Source organism: Paenibacillus sp. FSL H7-0350, from assembly GCF_038593195.1.
In the GTDB taxonomy this organism is placed as follows: Bacteria; Bacillota; Bacilli; order Paenibacillales; family Paenibacillaceae; genus Paenibacillus_AQ.
The window spans coordinates 4,297,232-4,313,692 of sequence record NZ_CP151972.1 but is presented as its reverse complement, the minus strand read 5'-3'; the positions used below and the strand labels follow the sequence as shown (position 1 = coordinate 4,313,692).

Genomic DNA, 16,461 nt, shown 5'->3' with positions numbered 1-16,461 from the left:
CCCTTTTTTAGTTCTCAGTTATTATTAAGTTATTAAGTTTGTCTAACGTTCCTTCGGAGGTGCTAAGATGGAGAAAAGTATTAAAAAAAAAGTTTTGGATGAGATTCAGCGACTAGATCCTACAGCAGATGTTGTAACTATTAATGAAGATGAAAAGAAAATTGTATTCAACTCGGAGATCAAAGGTGCGCATAAAGTAAAATTTGAAGATGAAGGCTATGTGAGAGCACTACTTGTGACAAGATTGGTAAAAGAAAAAGGATACCCCATAGAAGCTATTGTACTAGAGGAAGGGTATAAAGTTGGCTCAGATGCGAAACAGAAAAATCCTTTTGGCGATGTTTACGTTAAAAATAAAAAAAATAATTCAACATTTCTATTTATTGAGTGTAAAGAACCAGGTGAATATGAAACGAAATTGGGGAATATTGAAACTCAATTATTCAATCTAGCTTCGTTGCATCAGTCAGAGGGAAAAGGGCAGATTAAATATCTTGTATATTATTCTATTGATGTAACAACATTGGAAGATAAATTAATTATGATTGACTATGAAAAATTTAAGACGTACGACAAATGGAAAAAATCGGAGTCGAAATTTGATTTAAATGCTATACCGGAGGATTATGGGGTGGCAAAACACGCTTACTATGGAAGGCTCAATGAGCAATTAAATGGTTTAAAACCTTTGAATAAGAAACTAGATGGAGAAAGTTTTAATAAAGAGAAGAATCGTTTACATGATGAATTATGGGGTGGAGGATCAAGTAACTACAATGACGTGTTATTTGTCCTAATGCGATTATTTACATGTAAGATTTACGATGAGCTTACAACTTCTCCGGGCGAAGCATATGCATTTCAAATTAACTACCTTGATGGAGTTCAAGAACCTTTAATGATGACTTTTAAACGAATTTCGGTCCTCTATAAAGATGCCCAAACCTACTTGTTGAACCAAGAAAATAAATATGAGGCACCTGATGCAGATGATAATTATGTAGCTACCTTTATTGATTTAGACAAAGTAAGCTTAAATAAAATTATTGAAGCCGTTCGTATTTTGGAAGGAATCTCTTTAACGGGAAACGATATTAATGAAGATATATTGGGCGACTTCTTCGAATCTATCATTACAAATGAGTTCAAACAAGATAAAGGACAATTTTTTACACACTGGATGATTTGTTTATTTATTATTGAAGTACTAGATATTAAAGGAGATATAATAAGGCGCATTAAAGCTGCTTCAAATAATGGTAGAGGAGTTAATTTAAATGAAATTCTACCATATGTGATTGACCCTTCATGTGGTAGTGGTACCTTTTTACTTCAATTAGTTAAAATTGTTTCAAGTCATTATATTGATGTTAAGGATAATTTAAAACTTAATGATTTTGTAGCTGATAGAGTTAGTAATCGCTGGTTTATTTTGGATGAAAATAACAAGCAAAAGGTTAACAATTGGGCTAATGAATTTGTTTATGGAATAGAGCCTAACACCGATTTGGCGACAGCAGCTAAATTAAATATGATCTTCCATGGGGTTAAAGATGCACATATTTTCACCAATGATGGATTAGCTTCCTTTGGAGATTATAATAGTATTAATCCAGTAATTCAGGCTAATAACAAATTAACTCAATTTAAGGTTCAAGAATTTCGAGAGAAGCCTAATTATGAGATGAATGGGAAATTTAGCTTTTTAATCTCGAATCCTCCATTCTCACTGATTATGAATTATTTAAATACAACTTATCGTGAGAGATTTATTTATGCTGATAAGAAAAATTCTGAGAACCTTTTTATTGAGAGATGGTGGCAGTTATTAGAAGAAGGTGGGAAAATAGGTGTAATCCTACCAGATTCTGTTTTTGATACAACAGAAAATAAATACATTCGTGAGTTTATTTATCGTTATTTTAAAATTGATCGAATCGTATCCATCGATAAAACTGCTTTTCAACCATTTACTTCAACTAAAGTGAGCATTTTATTCGCTACTAAGAAGAATAAGCAAGAAGTTGAAGCATACGAGAGTATTTGGAAGAAATACTCAAAAGAATATAATGCATTATACAATAATTCTGTAATGAAATTTATTATGAGTAATGAGGAGTTAAGAGGAAAATTAAACCGAGCATTGAAAAAGCAACAGATTACTACGCAATTTAATAATAAATTACTATGTTCAAATAAATATCAGGATTTTAAACGAAATTTGATTAATGAAATCTTCCAAGAGGATGTATTAGCCCAATTTATTAATCAAGATATTTCTGATGAAGTAGTTAAAGAGCTTTTTGAAAACAAAGGGCTAAAATCTGAGTATGTAATTTTAATTAATATTGAAAAGTTTATTGCTAAAAATGAAATTTTAACTTTCAAATATGTTGATACTGAAAAATTTATTAAAGAATATACCTTAGATTATTACTCAAAACCAATGCAAGAAAATGTAGAGCAAATTTTAGAAGTGAATTACGATGACATTCTAAAAAACTCCAAGTTAGATTACCCAAGTTGGGATATGAGTTTAGCTAAGAAAAAGAAAGAATGGCACTGTAATATGTGGTGGGTATTTAGAAAAGTATCTGAACAAATGGATTACACATACGACTCAATCAGTGTGGAGAACATTGGATATAAACGCACAAAAAGAGGAGTTAAGTATATTAAAAACGATTTAATGACTCTAGATGCAAATAAAAGAGTTGTAGTCGATACACAAAATCCATCTACTGTATTAGATTTTATTTTTAAAGGTCGTGAATAGTATGAAAAATCTCATCGTAAAAAGTAGTTTTGCTGTTATTGGGAAAAACTATAACATGGGTATGAAAGAATATGATACTTTTCAAGGTGAGGGAATTCCATTAGAAGATATTTTACTATACAGATCAATAGATAATAATATTTTGTCAGGTAGAACTCCTTCAAAAAATAATCCTGATTATTGGAACGATGGAGAACATGAGTTTTTCACGATGAAAGATGCGGATCTGGATTTATATATCTTGAATGAAGAATGCACAGATAAACTGACAGATGTAGCTTTGCAAGAGAATAAAAATCTCTTGCAAGTGCCTGCTGGAACACTGTTAGTTTCAAATGCAATGACGATTGGTTTAGCTTTAATTGCCCAAAGAAGTGTATATATTAATCAAAATGTCTTTGCGTTATATATTGATCAAACGAGATATAGTAAGGTCTTTTTGAAGTGGTACTTTAACTATGTTTTAAGACCGAAGTTTCAAAAGCAATACGAAAGTAAATATTTATCTAAAAATGAGCTAGGAAAAATTCTTTTACCCAGAATTCCGTTAGAGCAACAGAAAAGCATTGAAAAAAAAATCGCCGAGATTGAAGATCAAATAACTCTTTTAAAAGATAAATTTGACGATGATAATAAAGCTATAACCAAAATATTTGCGAGGGAATTGGCTATCGATTTTTCAGAAATAGACTTATTAAAAAAAGAAAAATTAGTGTTCAAATCTACAAAATTTGTAGACTTATCAAGTTCAAATTATGATATGCGTCTGGGTTTTAAATTCCAAAGTCCTATTAAGACTAAGTTAGAAGAATTACTGGCAAGTATTTCGACAATTAAATTGAAGAGCTTAGTAGAATCACCTATAGTGTTAGGTGAAAGTATTTCTCAGAATGACTATGCAGATGAAAATATTGAGGAGTACAGATATGTGTCAATGGCATCAATTAAAAATTGGACTGTTGATATTGAAAACTCTAAATTTATTCAAACAGATTATTTCAATATGTCTGATAAGACTGTAATGCCTGATGACATTATTATGGCACGTTCTGGTGAAGGAACAATTGGGAAAGTAGCTTTAGTTCCAAAGAATATTAGGGGTATATTTGCTGATTTTACGATGCGAATAAGGATTTTTAATGAGTATTCGGCTAAATTTATATATTATTATCTACGATCAGATTTCATACAGTTATTAGTTGAGTCATATAAAAAAGGACTTGGTAATAACACAAATATTTTCCCGAATGAAATTAACGATTTTCCAGTTCCATATTTAGACATAGACAGGCAAGCGGAAATTATTCAATTAATAGATGACGAATTGTGTAAGTCGAAAGAAAAGTTAGAAGCAATTAATGAATTAACTTCGCAAATTCGAAGGATCATAATAGAATTTTAAAAAAGCTAATTGGGGTAAGTAGACCCAATTAGCTTTTTTCATTGAGGAGTGTAAGGTTATGAAAAAAGAAGAGGCGATTAAACATTTAGAAAAGCGATTTATTAGACAGGGATTTATAAAGAATGGTTGTATAATTGCGGATTATTTTCCGGAAAAAATAGTTAAAGAATTATTGGAAGAGGGTGTTATCGAAATAAAAAATTCAGTAATACCTACTATTGTTTTGAGTGAGAAAAATCGAAACCAAATTTTAATAACAAGAGAGGTTAATTGGAATAACGCAATGAGGTAGCATGTAAATGCTTATTTACTTCCATTAATGTATTCCTTTTGTTTCTATATCTTTATTGCTAGTGAAAATTAGGAGATTTTGTATTCAGAATTTCTGGAAATTGTATTTATTAATTGGAGGCTAACTATGGACAAAAAACGGCAAAAACTGATATTGGAATTCCTCAAAAATTCTTTTGATCCCGAAGGTACGATTCACTTTTTGGCGGTAGCTGCAATGGAGCAAGAGGGAGTAGAGCATCTCGAGTCCCTCATCATTAAAGTCAGGGTAGCTCTAACACTTCAAGAAGGTCAATCCATAAACCCATATTTTGATGGAACTGATTTATCAATTGAAATGACTCCGACTGAAACTCAGTTTATCCAGGAAGAAGATTGGGCAGATGGACCACCAATTAGAGAAGGTAGCCCGATTGAACTGGCGTTGGGGTGGGTATCCGAACTGGCCCTACCGTTCTATGTTTCTTTCGAAGCTCAGAAAGCGGCAAAAAAGAAAGAAGGTAAACAGTCATAGAAGAACTAAGAGCCGAACATACCCGTTTGATCGAACATGAGGAGGACTTGTTGGCACAAACAGATACCTGTCAGCTGATTATGGTTCAACTATTGAGGTTTATCAGAGAGAGCAAGGAAACACTTCATCCAGAAATACTAAAAGAAATACTGCTGTCTGTACAAGCCATTGAATCACACGTACAAGCTAAGCTTCTGGAAATTCGACTTGAAGATCTGATTTTAGAAAAACAACTACGTCAGAAAAGGGAACTTAATGATTCTGATTCCGGTGTTAGTTAATGTTCGTTCCCTTCCCTACTCGTATCAAACGTCTCCAGCATATCCTTCACTATCCGATGTACCATGCGTACTTCTTCCAGGCTTCTCCCTCTTAGCAATGAATCATGTATTTTTAAAACCTGCTCTATTTCAGTTGCATCCTGTTCAGGGTCAAGATCATGAAACCGGAACGCCTCGGATGCTTCCACCTCAAGAACATTCACTATCTTCTCCAACGTCAGTAAGGAAATATTTCGTTCCCCTCTTTCAACCCCGCCTATATAGGTATCCTGCAACTCGGCACGGTGCGCGAGCTCCGCCTGTGAAAGGCCTCTTACCTTTCTGAGCCTACGTAATTTTGCTCCTACCAATTTAAGAAATTCAGACATTCTTACCACCTCTTATCCCGATAGTAGTGAAGGAATAGAAAGGCAGGAAGACTATTAAACTATAATAAAGTATTGAATAAATACTTATAAGTTCTTATAATCGATATATAGTACGTGAGTCCCAAGTTTTTACACTGTGATATCGGCTTTCCAATCGATGATATTACAAAATGTTATAAAACAAGATAAAGTATTATCTTTTCTTACAGAATCAAACCATATTACACCTACAAGGAGGCTCATTCCATGATTCTCATAAATGAAGGAGAAGTTCTTATTAAGTAAGGCAAGGCCAATTGTGCGCGTTTTATGCTGATTTCCCAATCCCTTTAACATCCATAAATACAACAACAGAGCATTGATAGGCTCTCAAACCGGAGGAATATATAGATGAAAGTAAAAAATCAAATTATTACTACGCTTACCGTCGCTACCTTACTCTTCACACAAGTTGGAACCGCTCTTGCAGACAGTACAATCAACGTATACCTGAAAGGAAAACTACAAACCTTCGAACAATCCGCAATCATTAAGGACGGATCAACATTAGTTCCCATGCGAGCAATTTTCGAGGCACTAGGCGCAACTGTCAAGTGGGATGGCAAACAGCAAATTATCGACGCTACAAAGGATGACAAGACCATCCGCTTGCAGATTGGTTGGAAAGGCGCTTGGATCGGGGAAACCAAAGTGGCCTTGGATGCTGCTCCACAAATCATAAATGGCAGTACGATGGTGCCGCTACGCTTCATCGGTGAAGCTCTTGGTGAGAAGGTCGAATGGGATAGCACTTCTCGTTCCGTCCTCATTTCAACTGACAAATCCCAGCTTCCGAAAGCGGATAGCGGGGTGTATAAAGGCTATGCCACTGTCATGAGGGATGCGATTAAGAGCGAAACGTCTACAGGTGTCAAAATTCCAGATTCTACCTTTAAGATTCTGGAGAGTAACAGTGACTCTTTCTTCGCGGCTAATCGGGACAAGTTCTCTCTCTACGATAAAGCTAAACAGGTAAGTTCAGCTAATATGTCAAAAAATCCAGCCCAGTACAGCTCTACAATTACTGAGGTTAGTCGAATCCGAATCTTTGACGTACAGGAATTGACCGCAAAAAATGGACAGATCACGACTATGGCCTATGGAGAGAGTGAAAGCGGTGGGCTGTTCTTCCAGATTTTCTACGCCGGTTCTAAGAAGCTGGCGAAAGAAGATGTCATCGAAATGGTGGGAATCTCCGCAGGCAAGTCGCAAATCAGTGTGATCAATCGTCAAGGCAACCAGTACGAAGCCCCTGTGACAGTTTTTGTAGCCGGTAACATCTTTACTGCATTAGAAGAGTATCAGTTGCAAGCAGAACGCGGCAAAGGTGAGACCATTGAGTTTGACGATGAGGCACAGGCGCGTCTGGATAAAGGAACAGTGACGAGTTACACAGGCGAGATGGGTCTCGTGCAGGCGGCTGAGGACGGCGTGCTTAGCGAAGTACAACGTCTAGTCGGAACAAACTATGTCGATGCTAACGCTTTACCCCAAAACCGGACTCCGCTGATGGCAGCAGCACTTAAAGGCAACGACGAAATTGTCACGTATCTGCTATCCCAGGGTGCCGACCCGAACCTGGGCTATGCCTTCACGTCACCGCTCAGTTCAGCAGCATACAGCGGAAAAGCTTCAACCGTAAAGCTGCTGCTTCAAGCAGGTGCAGTTCCAAATGACTTTGCTCTAAGTACGGCAAGGGATAATGGATATGCTGACATCCTGACGCTTCTGGAAGCTGCTACGAAGTAACCAGTCTTTATAAATTACAAGTCCCCATGTCGCTTCTAAAGGACATGGGGAATCTATAAATAATAGATAGTAGAATGGAGGCGTAGCACTTGGCAATTCTTTTTTTTGACATGCTGAGAAACAAGATAGACATGACAAAAGCGGAAGCAGCGGTGAGAAGAGCAGAGAAACAAGACAACAAGCGATTTCGTCAGACACAGACGTTCTCAGATCGACAAGTCACGATCAGCACTAAGGCGGAGCTGGAGGATGCTGTAAGCAAAAGATACGGTACCATCATCGTTGTAGGAGATCTGGCTAAACATGTCAGCTCAGCCTACAAGGCCAAGCATAAACTGGCCACGTTGGAGAAGCCTCCCGCAGTGGTATCTGCTGGAGGCTTAGCGGCTGTCGGCATAACGGAGTCTGTTGTCATAACTGCTATTATTGCGCTAGCCGTTATTCTAGTTGTTGCATTATTCAAGAATTACGATATCGACACCGATATTCAAATAACCAGTGAACTAGGTGAATTACAGCCAAAAGTTAAACTGAAATTGGTTAAGAAAAATACTTAAACTCAATTCTAATACCCCTAAGTCTTTTACTGAGACTTAGGGGTATTTTTCTTATATGAGAAGTGTATATTCGGTATAAGATATTTGGGATTTTTGTTTTAATGATCGAATCACGATAAAATGGGCTCATGAAGGGAATGCATATAAAGTTTTAAGGGAATTGCAATATATAGCGAGAATCCTTAAAGAATTTGCAATTTTAAGCTTTTATGAGTAGGTTGAAAAAAGAAATGGAAATGTAATAATCTGGAGGTTTACTAAAATGAATCAAAATAATATCCCTACAGTATCGCTATATGAAATCTGTAACGAACTCTATAGTTCACAAAATAATGAAGATAATGGCAAGCAAGATGAAAATAAACAGTACACCGCTCACGACTCAAGGCATCATTTCTATATAGAACAAAAAAAGCGGTTTAAGGAAATGCTGACTTGCTTAGGGGTCAACGTGGACGTACTAAAACCTGATAACAAAGCGTTTGTCATACCGGCTGAGCAAAAGGATCAGGTAATAAAATTGCTAAAAAGCTATACTTTGCCTGAAATGAAGAAGATCCGGAAACGGGCTTACATCGAAGTTGACTACAAAGAGATTGAGGAATTTGTAAAAATGGTCGATTTGATTTTGGATGAGCGATTATTCGGTGAAAATCGGTACGACCAGTTAGCTTACATGCAGGTGATCACGAGATATAAGGTTAATGAAGTGATGCAAAATGTGAGAAATGAAGCAATCAATGAAATAATCGGAACGATTCAGGAGCTATTTCCAATTGAAACTAAAAGCATGCTTAATGACCCGGATAAAATTGGATTGCTCAGTTATTATAAACAGATTTTGATCGATGTTAATCTTAAGTTCCTAAAAGTCACTGAAATTGTCAGCGACTTACGGTATGGCTCGTTAGTTCAACCGGATGCGTCTGATGAGTTAGATTTTAATTTTCTGGAACCCATCGAACAGCTAATTCAGGAAGCCCATAGGATCATTGAGGGAAAACCAAGTGTCTCAAATCTAAAGGAGCCATCAAGTGAAGAATTAAAACAAACGGTACTTTTACTTGAAGATTTGAAAAGCAAAAGAAAAATTAACTAGATATTATCTACAAGGACAGCGCCACTTGGTTGCTGTTTTTTTGTTTTTCTATGGGGGGATAAAAAAACAGATATTTTCCCCTCCTACGAGTAATTCTCAAAAGGGTATAGTATTTGGTTTGTAAGTTAATTGACCTTTGAAAACTGAATAAACAAACAAAAGCTATTTACAAGGAGGAGCTTAAAATGCCAACGACAGAAATCAACATTCAGGACCACGATCAACAAAGTCTTTATGAGAAAGCCTTCATTAGGAAGCAGATCGAGGCAGGCAATGCCCAAGCGATAGGTTGCTGTTTCCTTAAGAGTTACCGCGAAAAGGTTCGAGAAAAAAAGTATCTTGCACCTCATTTCATTGATTCAGAAAAGCAGGTAATTAACTACCTCACTGAGATGGAGATCCTGAATGGCCACCAAGATGGAAAGGCATGCCTGATCGTTGAACTGACCAATAAAGTTGAAGGCAACTGTATCGACGGTAGTTTTTTTGAGATAACACTTGCCCGTGATAAAAGTATGTCTGATGAGCAATGTGAAGAATTAGAACTTTACAAGCCATTGTACGTCGCAATCCGCGAGGAAGGGATCAAAGGAGCAGCTCGTGAGATTAGTGATAAGATGGCGAACCCAAGATATGCTTTCAAAATTGATTATGATGGCGAAATGGGCGGAAATACAGAGCTGAATATGTTTTTCTTCGACCTCGTCTTAAAAGTTTCTGGGGATTTGGTCGAGAATAAGCAATCTATCTGTCAAGCCGTTCAAAGTAACTTTAATGTTGTTAAATGTCTGGATGGCAACGATGAGCTACGGTTTACCATTCGAGGTATACACGGAGAAGGACCGTGTGTTTACACCATAGGGAACATTATCTCAGTCGCCTCTGATAATTTCGGTCCGGCAATAGATAGTAGAATGGCAGCAATCGGTCTGACCGACTATAAGGTCATTTTCACAGTCAATCGATGGATTTAGTTTTCCATTCGGCGTTGAGCCTCAAGTAGCGTCAGTACCGTAAATTTAGCAACTATCAAATCAAGATCACACGAGGAGGACTAACAAAATGAACATTGCAGAAAATGCGACAGCAGATTCAATACTTAATGAGGTTCTTGATGAGAGCCCTTACGGTAAGCAGAATTTTAGACCGGTACAGAGCAAACAACATGGTACCAGAGCTTCTGGGGAGCCATGTGTGTTGACAGTCGTGAATACGAAGAGCAGCGGCAAGCGCATTACCTTATCAGGTGATTTGATCGAGAAAACCGGATCTTCTACAGCTATACAAATTGCCGTGAATGACGAGGGGATTGCTATAGGAGGGGAACTTCCTGATAACGATACCTACTTCACCTTGCGGAAGATTGGAAGAAAAGGTGTGGTTTACTCCACTGAGCTGGTAGATGAAATTACAGCGCTTTTCGAACTCGATTTTAGTGAAAGAAGCAGTATCTCATTCTATGATGTGTCGTACCTTAGCGTGGAAGATACTGAAGTTGCCTTTGTACCGCTTAAGAAATAAGAAAACAGCTTGTCAAGGAAAAGATTCAGCGTGTATTCGGGAGGCTGTATGTATCGGTACACGCTAGAATTAATCTTGCAAGGATGACCAACGAAAGAGTGGCATTCAATTCCCATTACCATAAAAAGGAGAATGAAACCATGAAACAACACTTACTGGAAATGTCGTTAACCCAACGGATATTGAAACTGAAGGATGAAAAAAAGATTGTAAAAGAGCTCAATGCCATCCTAGAGGAACAAGGCTGTAAAGTCGAATTTTTTAATCTTAGTTTGGATCGTATTAAGGAAGGCAACCAAGTTCTAATGCTTCCTTGCCATTCCTTCCAACTCAGTTGGCAGGATACCCATAGATTGCTTGATTATTACGACAATAACCTTGCAGATGTCTTTGGAAAAGATCTAAGCATCACGCCAGATAAAGATGTGGTTCAGTTCTTTAATGCTTGCAAGGGAGATTTATACGTCGATAGCTTTCAAGCACTTAAAGCGACAATTGAAAAATCGGCTTTCTGGTCTCGCACAGTTCTGCGTCCGCTTGGCCTTGCTGCCATACCTATAACATGTCAAATTGTTCAGGTGAATTACGCTAATTTACAACCGCAAGAAGCGTCAGTACAGTCAATGGTGAATGTCGATGATACAGCCCTACTGACGCTTCTTGCGAGAGATATGATTCAAAATAAAAAAGGAGAGATACATTCATGAGTCAAAACCTTTTTGCAAACGATGATACGATCATTCAATTTCCTGAGATAGTACGAGCCTATGTAGATGAAGGCATACAAACAGGCGAAATCCTTGATGCTGTTAGGAAGGATTTTAAAACTTCCTTTGGTAATGGCCTGCGGTCTGCCATCAACTTTAAGGTTGCCGTTTTCACGCCAGATGGTGACGCTGTTGAATTGTTCTTTGCACCGACACTGAGTCAGCATCCTAAAAGTAAGTTCGCTCAAACGCTAGCCAGTTTTGGCGTCGTGCCAAAAGCTAACGACAAGCTTGACCTGAAAGCATTCCGAGGTCTGCCAGTCATTGTTGAAATTAAGCACAATGAGAAAGACGGCATCGTCTATTGCAACATCGACAAGATGGTGCGGGATGAATCAGAAGAAGTTGAAGTGGATTTCTTTGTACGTGAACAATCTGCCGAAGAAAGGGAATCGGTAGAGCGGCTCTTCGAGGAGGACGACGCCGAGTAGTAAACAATGGAGTATGTCCCCTGCGATCTTTTTCAGGGGACTGTACTTCCAACCGAGAGGAGTAACTACATGCTAGAGGTAAAAGATCCATTTGAAGTCATTGTTGCAATTCAAAACCTGCTTAGAAAACCTGGCGAAGTCGTGGAACTTCGCATTCTGAATACAAAGAAAGGTACGGTTAGCGGCTACTTCGACAATATGGAGGCTTTGGCAGATGCAGCCCGTCTATACGATGGAGACGTTGAAGGGGTATATTCAACACTGAATCCAGTAAAAAGGGATCTGCTGGCAAGAGCGCACAATCGCGTGGAAGAATGGGCCAAGCATACAACAAGTGATGCAGATATTGAGCGGCGAAGGTGGATCATGATCGACTTCGACCCCATACGAGCCTCCGGCATTTCCTCCTCTGATGCTGAGCATGAGACAGTGATAGTGCTAGCAAGAAAGGTGAAGAAGATGCTCAGGAAGGCAGGCTGGGCCGATCCATTCTTGTGTGATAGCGGTAACGGTGTACACCTGTTATATCCCATCGATATGCCAAATGACGACTATAGTCGAGATCTCATCAAACAACTCCTTGGAACGCTAGACTGGCATTATAGCGATGATAAGGTGTGCATCGACACCAGCGTATACAATGCTGCGCGCATTTGCAAAGTCTACGGTACACAATCGTGCAAGGGCGATGATACAGATGAGCGTCCGCACCGCTTCTCAGGGCTGTTGGAGCAGCCCGAATCAGTAGGTGTTGTCTCTATAGAACAGATTAAAGCGATTATAGAGAAGCTGCAGCAACCTAACACTGAAGCACCAAAAAAAGAAAAAAACGTCGACGCCACAACGATTGATCTAGAAGCTTGGGTAAATCAATACGAACTTGGGATAGCCGTAAAAGGACGCTGGCAAAACAAAGCTGACAAATACGTGCTTAAAACGTGTCCGTGGAATGAGGAACACACAAATCGTAGCGCCTACATCCTCCAATTTGATAATGGTGCTATAGCCGCTGGTTGCCATCACAATAGTTGCCAGGGTAAAGGGTGGCGAGAGTTACGATCTCTATACGAACCTTTGAGTGCTGAAAATGCTTCCGAGAATCAAGTAGATGAAAAAGTGAATCAAGCTCAACTACTCATTCGATTAGGCGAAGACAGTGAATATTTCCGAAACGAAATCGGAGAAGCCTATGCAAAAGTACCGAGCGGTGATCACTACGAGTGCTTGAAAGTGAAGAGTAAGAGACATAGGCTATTACTCACAAAGAAGTTTTATGAGGCAACAGGTAAGGCCCCATCGGATGATGCGATGAAGCAAGCCCTCAGTATTATGGAAATGAAGGCTACATTCGAAGGTGATGAGTACGCATTAGAGCGGCGGGTCGCCAGTGTAGATAACGTCTACTACTATGACTTGGTGAATGAGAATCGACAAGTAGTAAAGGTTATGCCGAATAGGTGTGAAATCATCTCCGATGCGCCTACCGTGTTTGTTCGTACCAATAACATGAAGGCGCAGGTCAATCCTATTTTTCCAGGGGATCTAAAATTGTTGCTTAATCATGTCAACATCCGAAATGATGATGATCAAATTCTATTTTTGGTGTATACCGTTTCATGCTTTATTCCGAGTATTCCGCACCCTGTACTTGTTCTTAGCGGAGAGAAAGGGGCTTCCAAGTCGACAACCATGCGAATGATAAGGTCAATCGTAGACCCAGCAGCGTGCGACATCCTGTCCATGCCGAACTCCAAACAGGACTTGGCAATTGTACTCTCCAATAACTACATGCCAGCGTTCGATAACTTGGATGTACTCTCTGCTGAAAAAAGCGACCTTCTTTGTATTGCCTCCACTGGAGGGGGTGTTAGTAAGCGTACGCTCTTCACAGATGAGGATGAAACCATCTTTCAACTTCTACGCTGTATTGTCCTCAATGGCATCAATATTGTGGCTACTAGGGCAGACCTATTAGATCGTTCTCTTATTGTCGAACTTGAAAGAATTGAACCAACCGAACGGAAAGCGGAGAAAGAGGTTTGGAACGCTTTTGAACATGATAAGCCAGCTATATTGGGTGGTGCACTAACGGCACTATCCAAAGCAATGGCTATTTACCCAGACGTTAAGCTAGAATCGCTGTCAAGAATGGCTGACTTTACTCAATTTGGTTATGCCATTGCAGAGGCCCTCGGATATGGAGGGGAGAGATTTCTCGAAGCCTACAGAAACAATCAAAACAAGGCCAATGATGAAGCGGTTGGTGCACATCCTGTGGCTGCTGCTGTCATTGCACTCATGAAGAGGAAAGGTAGCTGGAATAGCTCCATTTCAGAGCTACTTGAACGACTGGAGAGCGTGGCCATTACAGAAAAAATCAACACTTTGGTTCCATCCTGGCCCAAAGCTGCTCATGCCTTGACGCGCAGGCTGAACGAAGTGAAGTCCAATCTGCAACAGATCGGTATTAGGTTTGATATTCGCCATGGTGGAGACGCCAAGATGATCTCGATTGTGAAGGAAGGCGGAGAAATCCATGGGGCAGAGGGGACCAATTATAGGCTTCCAAGGCCTCGTCCTTCACTAAAAACCAGCCCCGAGATGCAAGCGATGTTCGACTCGGAATAACGGTCCACTTTCTCCCGCAAAATGCGTCAGTACGAACAATAACGAAGGCTATTACCTGCCGCCATGTTCGCTACTGACACCTCGCGGGGTTGGAAAGGTCCAAGCTACGTTATGGACATGGAAATTGTGAGGGGAAAGTATAAATATCACTAGATATTGTGAGGAGAATGAATATGTCAAATACTAATAATCAGAGACTGAGCGCGGCAAAATATGTAAGGGTATCAACCGAAGAACAATGTGAATGGTTATTGGAAGAGCAGCTATTCGACCTCAAGAGATATGTCAAACAAAATAAAGATTTCCACATCCCAGCGCCTTCAAAAGGTCGCGTCAAATAGTACAGTGTTGTATATTGATGCCGCTAAAGCTTCAACCTATAAATAGATATTATTCCTTAGAATGCTGTATTTACTAGAGAAGATTCTAAGGAGATGAACGATTTGATTAATATCACATGTCAAGCTTCCATCGTGAGTGAATACGAGAAAGGCATGTTATCCTCTGTTATCCAGAAATACCTTGTAGGAGAGTTTAAGGAGATGCAAGAATCTCTTCATCATGACATTGAAAGACCATTCTCCCTAATAGAACAAGGATACCGTATGTTGTTTGTTCAGTCAGAAGATACCTGCACACTAACAGATGGCGACGTTGTTGTGAATCTATTGGAGAATGAACCAGAGTACGTAGAACTGGTAGAACTGCCCGATGGAGTTTGTATGTACCGAGCCTGCCTAATGCCCGACAACGAGTGTTTTCTGCTGATATACGCGCTTAGGGGCGCTTTAAGGCCAGAGCTGGAACAGTGGTTTGCGGAGCAATCTGAATGCCTAGCTAAGGAGGACTTCGAATGATTAATTCTAAGCCTAAACCAGCTAAACGTATTGAGGTTATTTCTCTACGAATGGTACGTGAAAAAACATCGCTGCTCTATCCCAATCGTGTGATTCGCTCACCTCAAGATGCGGTTGACTTGTTCCGCCAATTCATCGGTGATTGTGATCGGGAATCATTCTGTATCCTTTGCCTCAATACAAAAAATGAGCCCACCGCTATGCATCAAGTATCTTACGGGTCGCTGAATGCCTCTATTGTCCATCCCAGGGAGACGTTCAAGCTTGCGATTCTTGCCAACTCAGCCTCCATCATAGCCTGCCATAATCATCCGTCAGGTCAGCCAGATCCCAGCCCTGAAGACGTTGAGATTACAGAGCGACTGCGGGATAGCGGATGCTTACTTGGCATTGATCTACTCGACCATCTTATTCTTGGAGAAGGCATCCAATATACAAGCATGAAGGAAAGGGGACTGATGTAAGTGTCTTATACATTTGATTCCCAACGATACGTAACGCGAGGCGTAAATAATGAGCTCAACCCTGAACTGCAACTGCTTCTATGGGCGTTATTGGATGAACAAATTCAAAGCGGTATACAGATGGACTACCTTCAAGTATTTGATTTGACTACTGAGAACGAGGGAAGTCATATGGTTCAAAAGATCATCCACTCTCAAGAGCAACCGGAACGTACAAAGACCTATAGTTATCCTGGCATTAATAAGCCTCTGCATGGCATTAACGTGTGGATAATTGATAGCGACGAGTACGTGACGATGCTCTTGCCATCAGAATATTGAGAGGGTGGGACAGATGAATCCAAGGGTTATTAATCTCATTATCGTAGCGCTTCAAATAACAATCGAAATCATTAAAAGCAGCAGAAATCATAAATAGAGTAAACAAGTCTGCTTATAAAGGCGGTAGGCTCTTGTTTCGATGACATACTTCAAAGGGGGAGCTGCTATGAGGGACGGCTTTAATGTACAGTACGAATTTGAATCCGCTATTGATTTGCTCTCGGATATGGTTATCAACTACATTTCCATGCAAGAGAAAAGGGCATCATACCGTGCAGAAGTTATGCTCTGGCTGGAGCCAGTTGAATTGCTGGAAATGGAAGAACTCGCTAACCATGAACTGACCTCACAACTTCTTGGGACAGCAGACTACCAAATGGTCGCCTGAGAATAGGA

General features: G+C 39.5%; 19 protein-coding genes. 18 read left to right on the top strand and 1 reads right to left on the bottom strand.

Features of this window, described 5'->3' with window-relative positions; genetic code table 11:
* Positions 1-67 precede the first annotated feature (67 nt).
* From NYE24_RS19760 to NYE24_RS19740, 5 genes are all read left to right on the top strand, one after another.
* Complete coding sequence (locus NYE24_RS19760) at positions 68-2,776, top strand: N-6 DNA methylase (protein WP_342476502.1); 2,709 nt, start codon at positions 68-70, stop codon at positions 2,774-2,776.
* A gap of 1 nt (position 2,777) precedes the next feature.
* Entirely contained in the window at positions 2,778-4,178 is a 1,401-nt protein-coding gene (locus NYE24_RS19755) for a restriction endonuclease subunit S (RefSeq protein ID WP_342476501.1), read from the top strand.
* A gap of 58 nt (positions 4,179-4,236) precedes the next feature.
* On the top strand, positions 4,237-4,470 hold the full coding sequence (locus NYE24_RS19750) for a hypothetical protein (RefSeq protein WP_342476500.1): 234 nt from the start codon (positions 4,237-4,239) through the stop codon (positions 4,468-4,470).
* Positions 4,471-4,596: 126 nt separating this feature from the next.
* Positions 4,597-4,983, top strand: a complete 387-nt coding sequence (locus NYE24_RS19745) for a hypothetical protein (protein WP_342476499.1) — start codon at positions 4,597-4,599, stop codon at positions 4,981-4,983.
* Between the two features lie 50 nt (positions 4,984-5,033).
* Complete coding sequence (locus tag NYE24_RS19740) at positions 5,034-5,264, top strand: hypothetical protein (RefSeq protein ID WP_342476498.1); 231 nt, start codon at positions 5,034-5,036, stop codon at positions 5,262-5,264.
* On the opposite strand, the gene NYE24_RS19735 is transcribed toward NYE24_RS19740, so the two are convergent.
* Positions 5,261-5,632, bottom strand: a complete 372-nt coding sequence (locus NYE24_RS19735) for a helix-turn-helix transcriptional regulator (RefSeq protein WP_342476497.1) — start codon at positions 5,630-5,632, stop codon at positions 5,261-5,263. The genes NYE24_RS19740 and NYE24_RS19735 overlap by 4 nt on opposite strands.
* Positions 5,633-6,022: 390 nt before the next feature.
* On the opposite strand from NYE24_RS19735, the gene NYE24_RS19730 reads away from it, so the two are divergent.
* From NYE24_RS19730 to NYE24_RS19670, 13 genes are all read left to right on the top strand, one after another.
* Complete coding sequence (locus NYE24_RS19730) at positions 6,023-7,420, top strand: stalk domain-containing protein (protein WP_342476496.1); 1,398 nt, start codon at positions 6,023-6,025, stop codon at positions 7,418-7,420.
* Positions 7,421-7,509: 89 nt separating this feature from the next.
* Positions 7,510-7,977 (top strand): hypothetical protein, encoded by a 468-nt coding sequence (locus NYE24_RS19725; RefSeq protein ID WP_342476495.1) that lies wholly within the window; start codon positions 7,510-7,512, stop codon positions 7,975-7,977.
* A gap of 262 nt (positions 7,978-8,239) precedes the next feature.
* A complete protein-coding gene (locus NYE24_RS19720) occupies positions 8,240-9,076 on the top strand; it encodes a hypothetical protein (RefSeq protein WP_342476494.1) in 837 nt (278 codons plus the stop codon).
* Positions 9,077-9,261: 185 nt separating this feature from the next.
* Positions 9,262-10,050, top strand: coding sequence for a hypothetical protein (locus tag NYE24_RS19715; RefSeq protein ID WP_342476493.1), 789 nt, complete (start codon positions 9,262-9,264; stop codon positions 10,048-10,050).
* Between the two features lie 88 nt (positions 10,051-10,138).
* A complete protein-coding gene (locus tag NYE24_RS19710; RefSeq protein WP_342476492.1) occupies positions 10,139-10,597 on the top strand; it encodes a hypothetical protein in 459 nt (152 codons plus the stop codon).
* A gap of 140 nt (positions 10,598-10,737) precedes the next feature.
* Entirely contained in the window at positions 10,738-11,304 is a 567-nt protein-coding gene (locus tag NYE24_RS19705) for a hypothetical protein (RefSeq protein WP_342476491.1), read from the top strand.
* Positions 11,301-11,795, top strand: coding sequence for a hypothetical protein (locus NYE24_RS19700; protein ID WP_342476490.1), 495 nt, complete (start codon positions 11,301-11,303; stop codon positions 11,793-11,795). Before NYE24_RS19705 ends, NYE24_RS19700 begins: the two co-directional genes overlap by 4 nt.
* Positions 11,796-11,864: 69 nt before the next feature.
* Positions 11,865-14,423, top strand: coding sequence for a hypothetical protein (locus NYE24_RS19695; RefSeq protein ID WP_342476489.1), 2,559 nt, complete (start codon positions 11,865-11,867; stop codon positions 14,421-14,423).
* 173 nt (positions 14,424-14,596) lie between these two features.
* Entirely contained in the window at positions 14,597-14,764 is a 168-nt protein-coding gene (locus NYE24_RS19690; protein WP_342476488.1) for a recombinase family protein, read from the top strand.
* 132 nt (positions 14,765-14,896) lie between these two features.
* On the top strand, positions 14,897-15,280 hold the full coding sequence (locus NYE24_RS19685) for a hypothetical protein (protein ID WP_342476487.1): 384 nt from the start codon (positions 14,897-14,899) through the stop codon (positions 15,278-15,280).
* Entirely contained in the window at positions 15,277-15,744 is a 468-nt protein-coding gene (locus NYE24_RS19680) for a JAB domain-containing protein (RefSeq protein WP_342476486.1), read from the top strand. Before NYE24_RS19685 ends, NYE24_RS19680 begins: the two co-directional genes overlap by 4 nt.
* Complete coding sequence (locus tag NYE24_RS19675; protein ID WP_342476485.1) at positions 15,745-16,065, top strand: DUF960 family protein; 321 nt, start codon at positions 15,745-15,747, stop codon at positions 16,063-16,065. It begins immediately after the preceding gene.
* A 166-nt stretch (positions 16,066-16,231) separates the two neighbouring features.
* The gene (locus NYE24_RS19670) at positions 16,232-16,453 is read left to right on the top strand and encodes a hypothetical protein (protein WP_094869774.1); all 222 of its coding nucleotides are present in this window, start codon (positions 16,232-16,234) and stop codon (positions 16,451-16,453) included.
* Positions 16,454-16,461 lie beyond the last annotated feature (8 nt).

Excerpts from the sequence above, each read along its gene's own strand:
- NYE24_RS19750 (WP_342476500.1), top strand. The coding sequence starts at position 4,237 with ATGAAAAAAGAAGAGGCGATTAAACATTTAGAAAAGCGATTTATTAGA.
- NYE24_RS19710 (WP_342476492.1), top strand. The coding sequence starts at position 10,139 with ATGAACATTGCAGAAAATGCGACAGCAGATTCAATACTTAATGAGGTT.
- NYE24_RS19730 (WP_342476496.1), top strand. The coding sequence starts at position 6,023 with ATGAAAGTAAAAAATCAAATTATTACTACGCTTACCGTCGCTACCTTA.
- NYE24_RS19755 (WP_342476501.1), top strand. The coding sequence starts at position 2,778 with ATGAAAAATCTCATCGTAAAAAGTAGTTTTGCTGTTATTGGGAAAAAC.
- NYE24_RS19670 (WP_094869774.1), top strand. The coding sequence starts at position 16,232 with ATGAGGGACGGCTTTAATGTACAGTACGAATTTGAATCCGCTATTGAT.
- NYE24_RS19700 (WP_342476490.1), top strand. The coding sequence starts at position 11,301 with ATGAGTCAAAACCTTTTTGCAAACGATGATACGATCATTCAATTTCCT.
- NYE24_RS19705 (WP_342476491.1), top strand. The coding sequence starts at position 10,738 with ATGAAACAACACTTACTGGAAATGTCGTTAACCCAACGGATATTGAAA.
- NYE24_RS19760 (WP_342476502.1), top strand. The coding sequence starts at position 68 with ATGGAGAAAAGTATTAAAAAAAAAGTTTTGGATGAGATTCAGCGACTA.
- NYE24_RS19715 (WP_342476493.1), top strand. The coding sequence starts at position 9,262 with ATGCCAACGACAGAAATCAACATTCAGGACCACGATCAACAAAGTCTT.
- NYE24_RS19680 (WP_342476486.1), top strand. The coding sequence starts at position 15,277 with ATGATTAATTCTAAGCCTAAACCAGCTAAACGTATTGAGGTTATTTCT.
- NYE24_RS19720 (WP_342476494.1), top strand. The coding sequence starts at position 8,240 with ATGAATCAAAATAATATCCCTACAGTATCGCTATATGAAATCTGTAAC.
- NYE24_RS19745 (WP_342476499.1), top strand. The coding sequence starts at position 4,597 with ATGGACAAAAAACGGCAAAAACTGATATTGGAATTCCTCAAAAATTCT.
- NYE24_RS19690 (WP_342476488.1), top strand. The coding sequence starts at position 14,597 with ATGTCAAATACTAATAATCAGAGACTGAGCGCGGCAAAATATGTAAGG.
- NYE24_RS19695 (WP_342476489.1), top strand. The coding sequence starts at position 11,865 with ATGCTAGAGGTAAAAGATCCATTTGAAGTCATTGTTGCAATTCAAAAC.
- NYE24_RS19735 (WP_342476497.1), bottom strand. The coding sequence starts at position 5,632 with ATGTCTGAATTTCTTAAATTGGTAGGAGCAAAATTACGTAGGCTCAGA.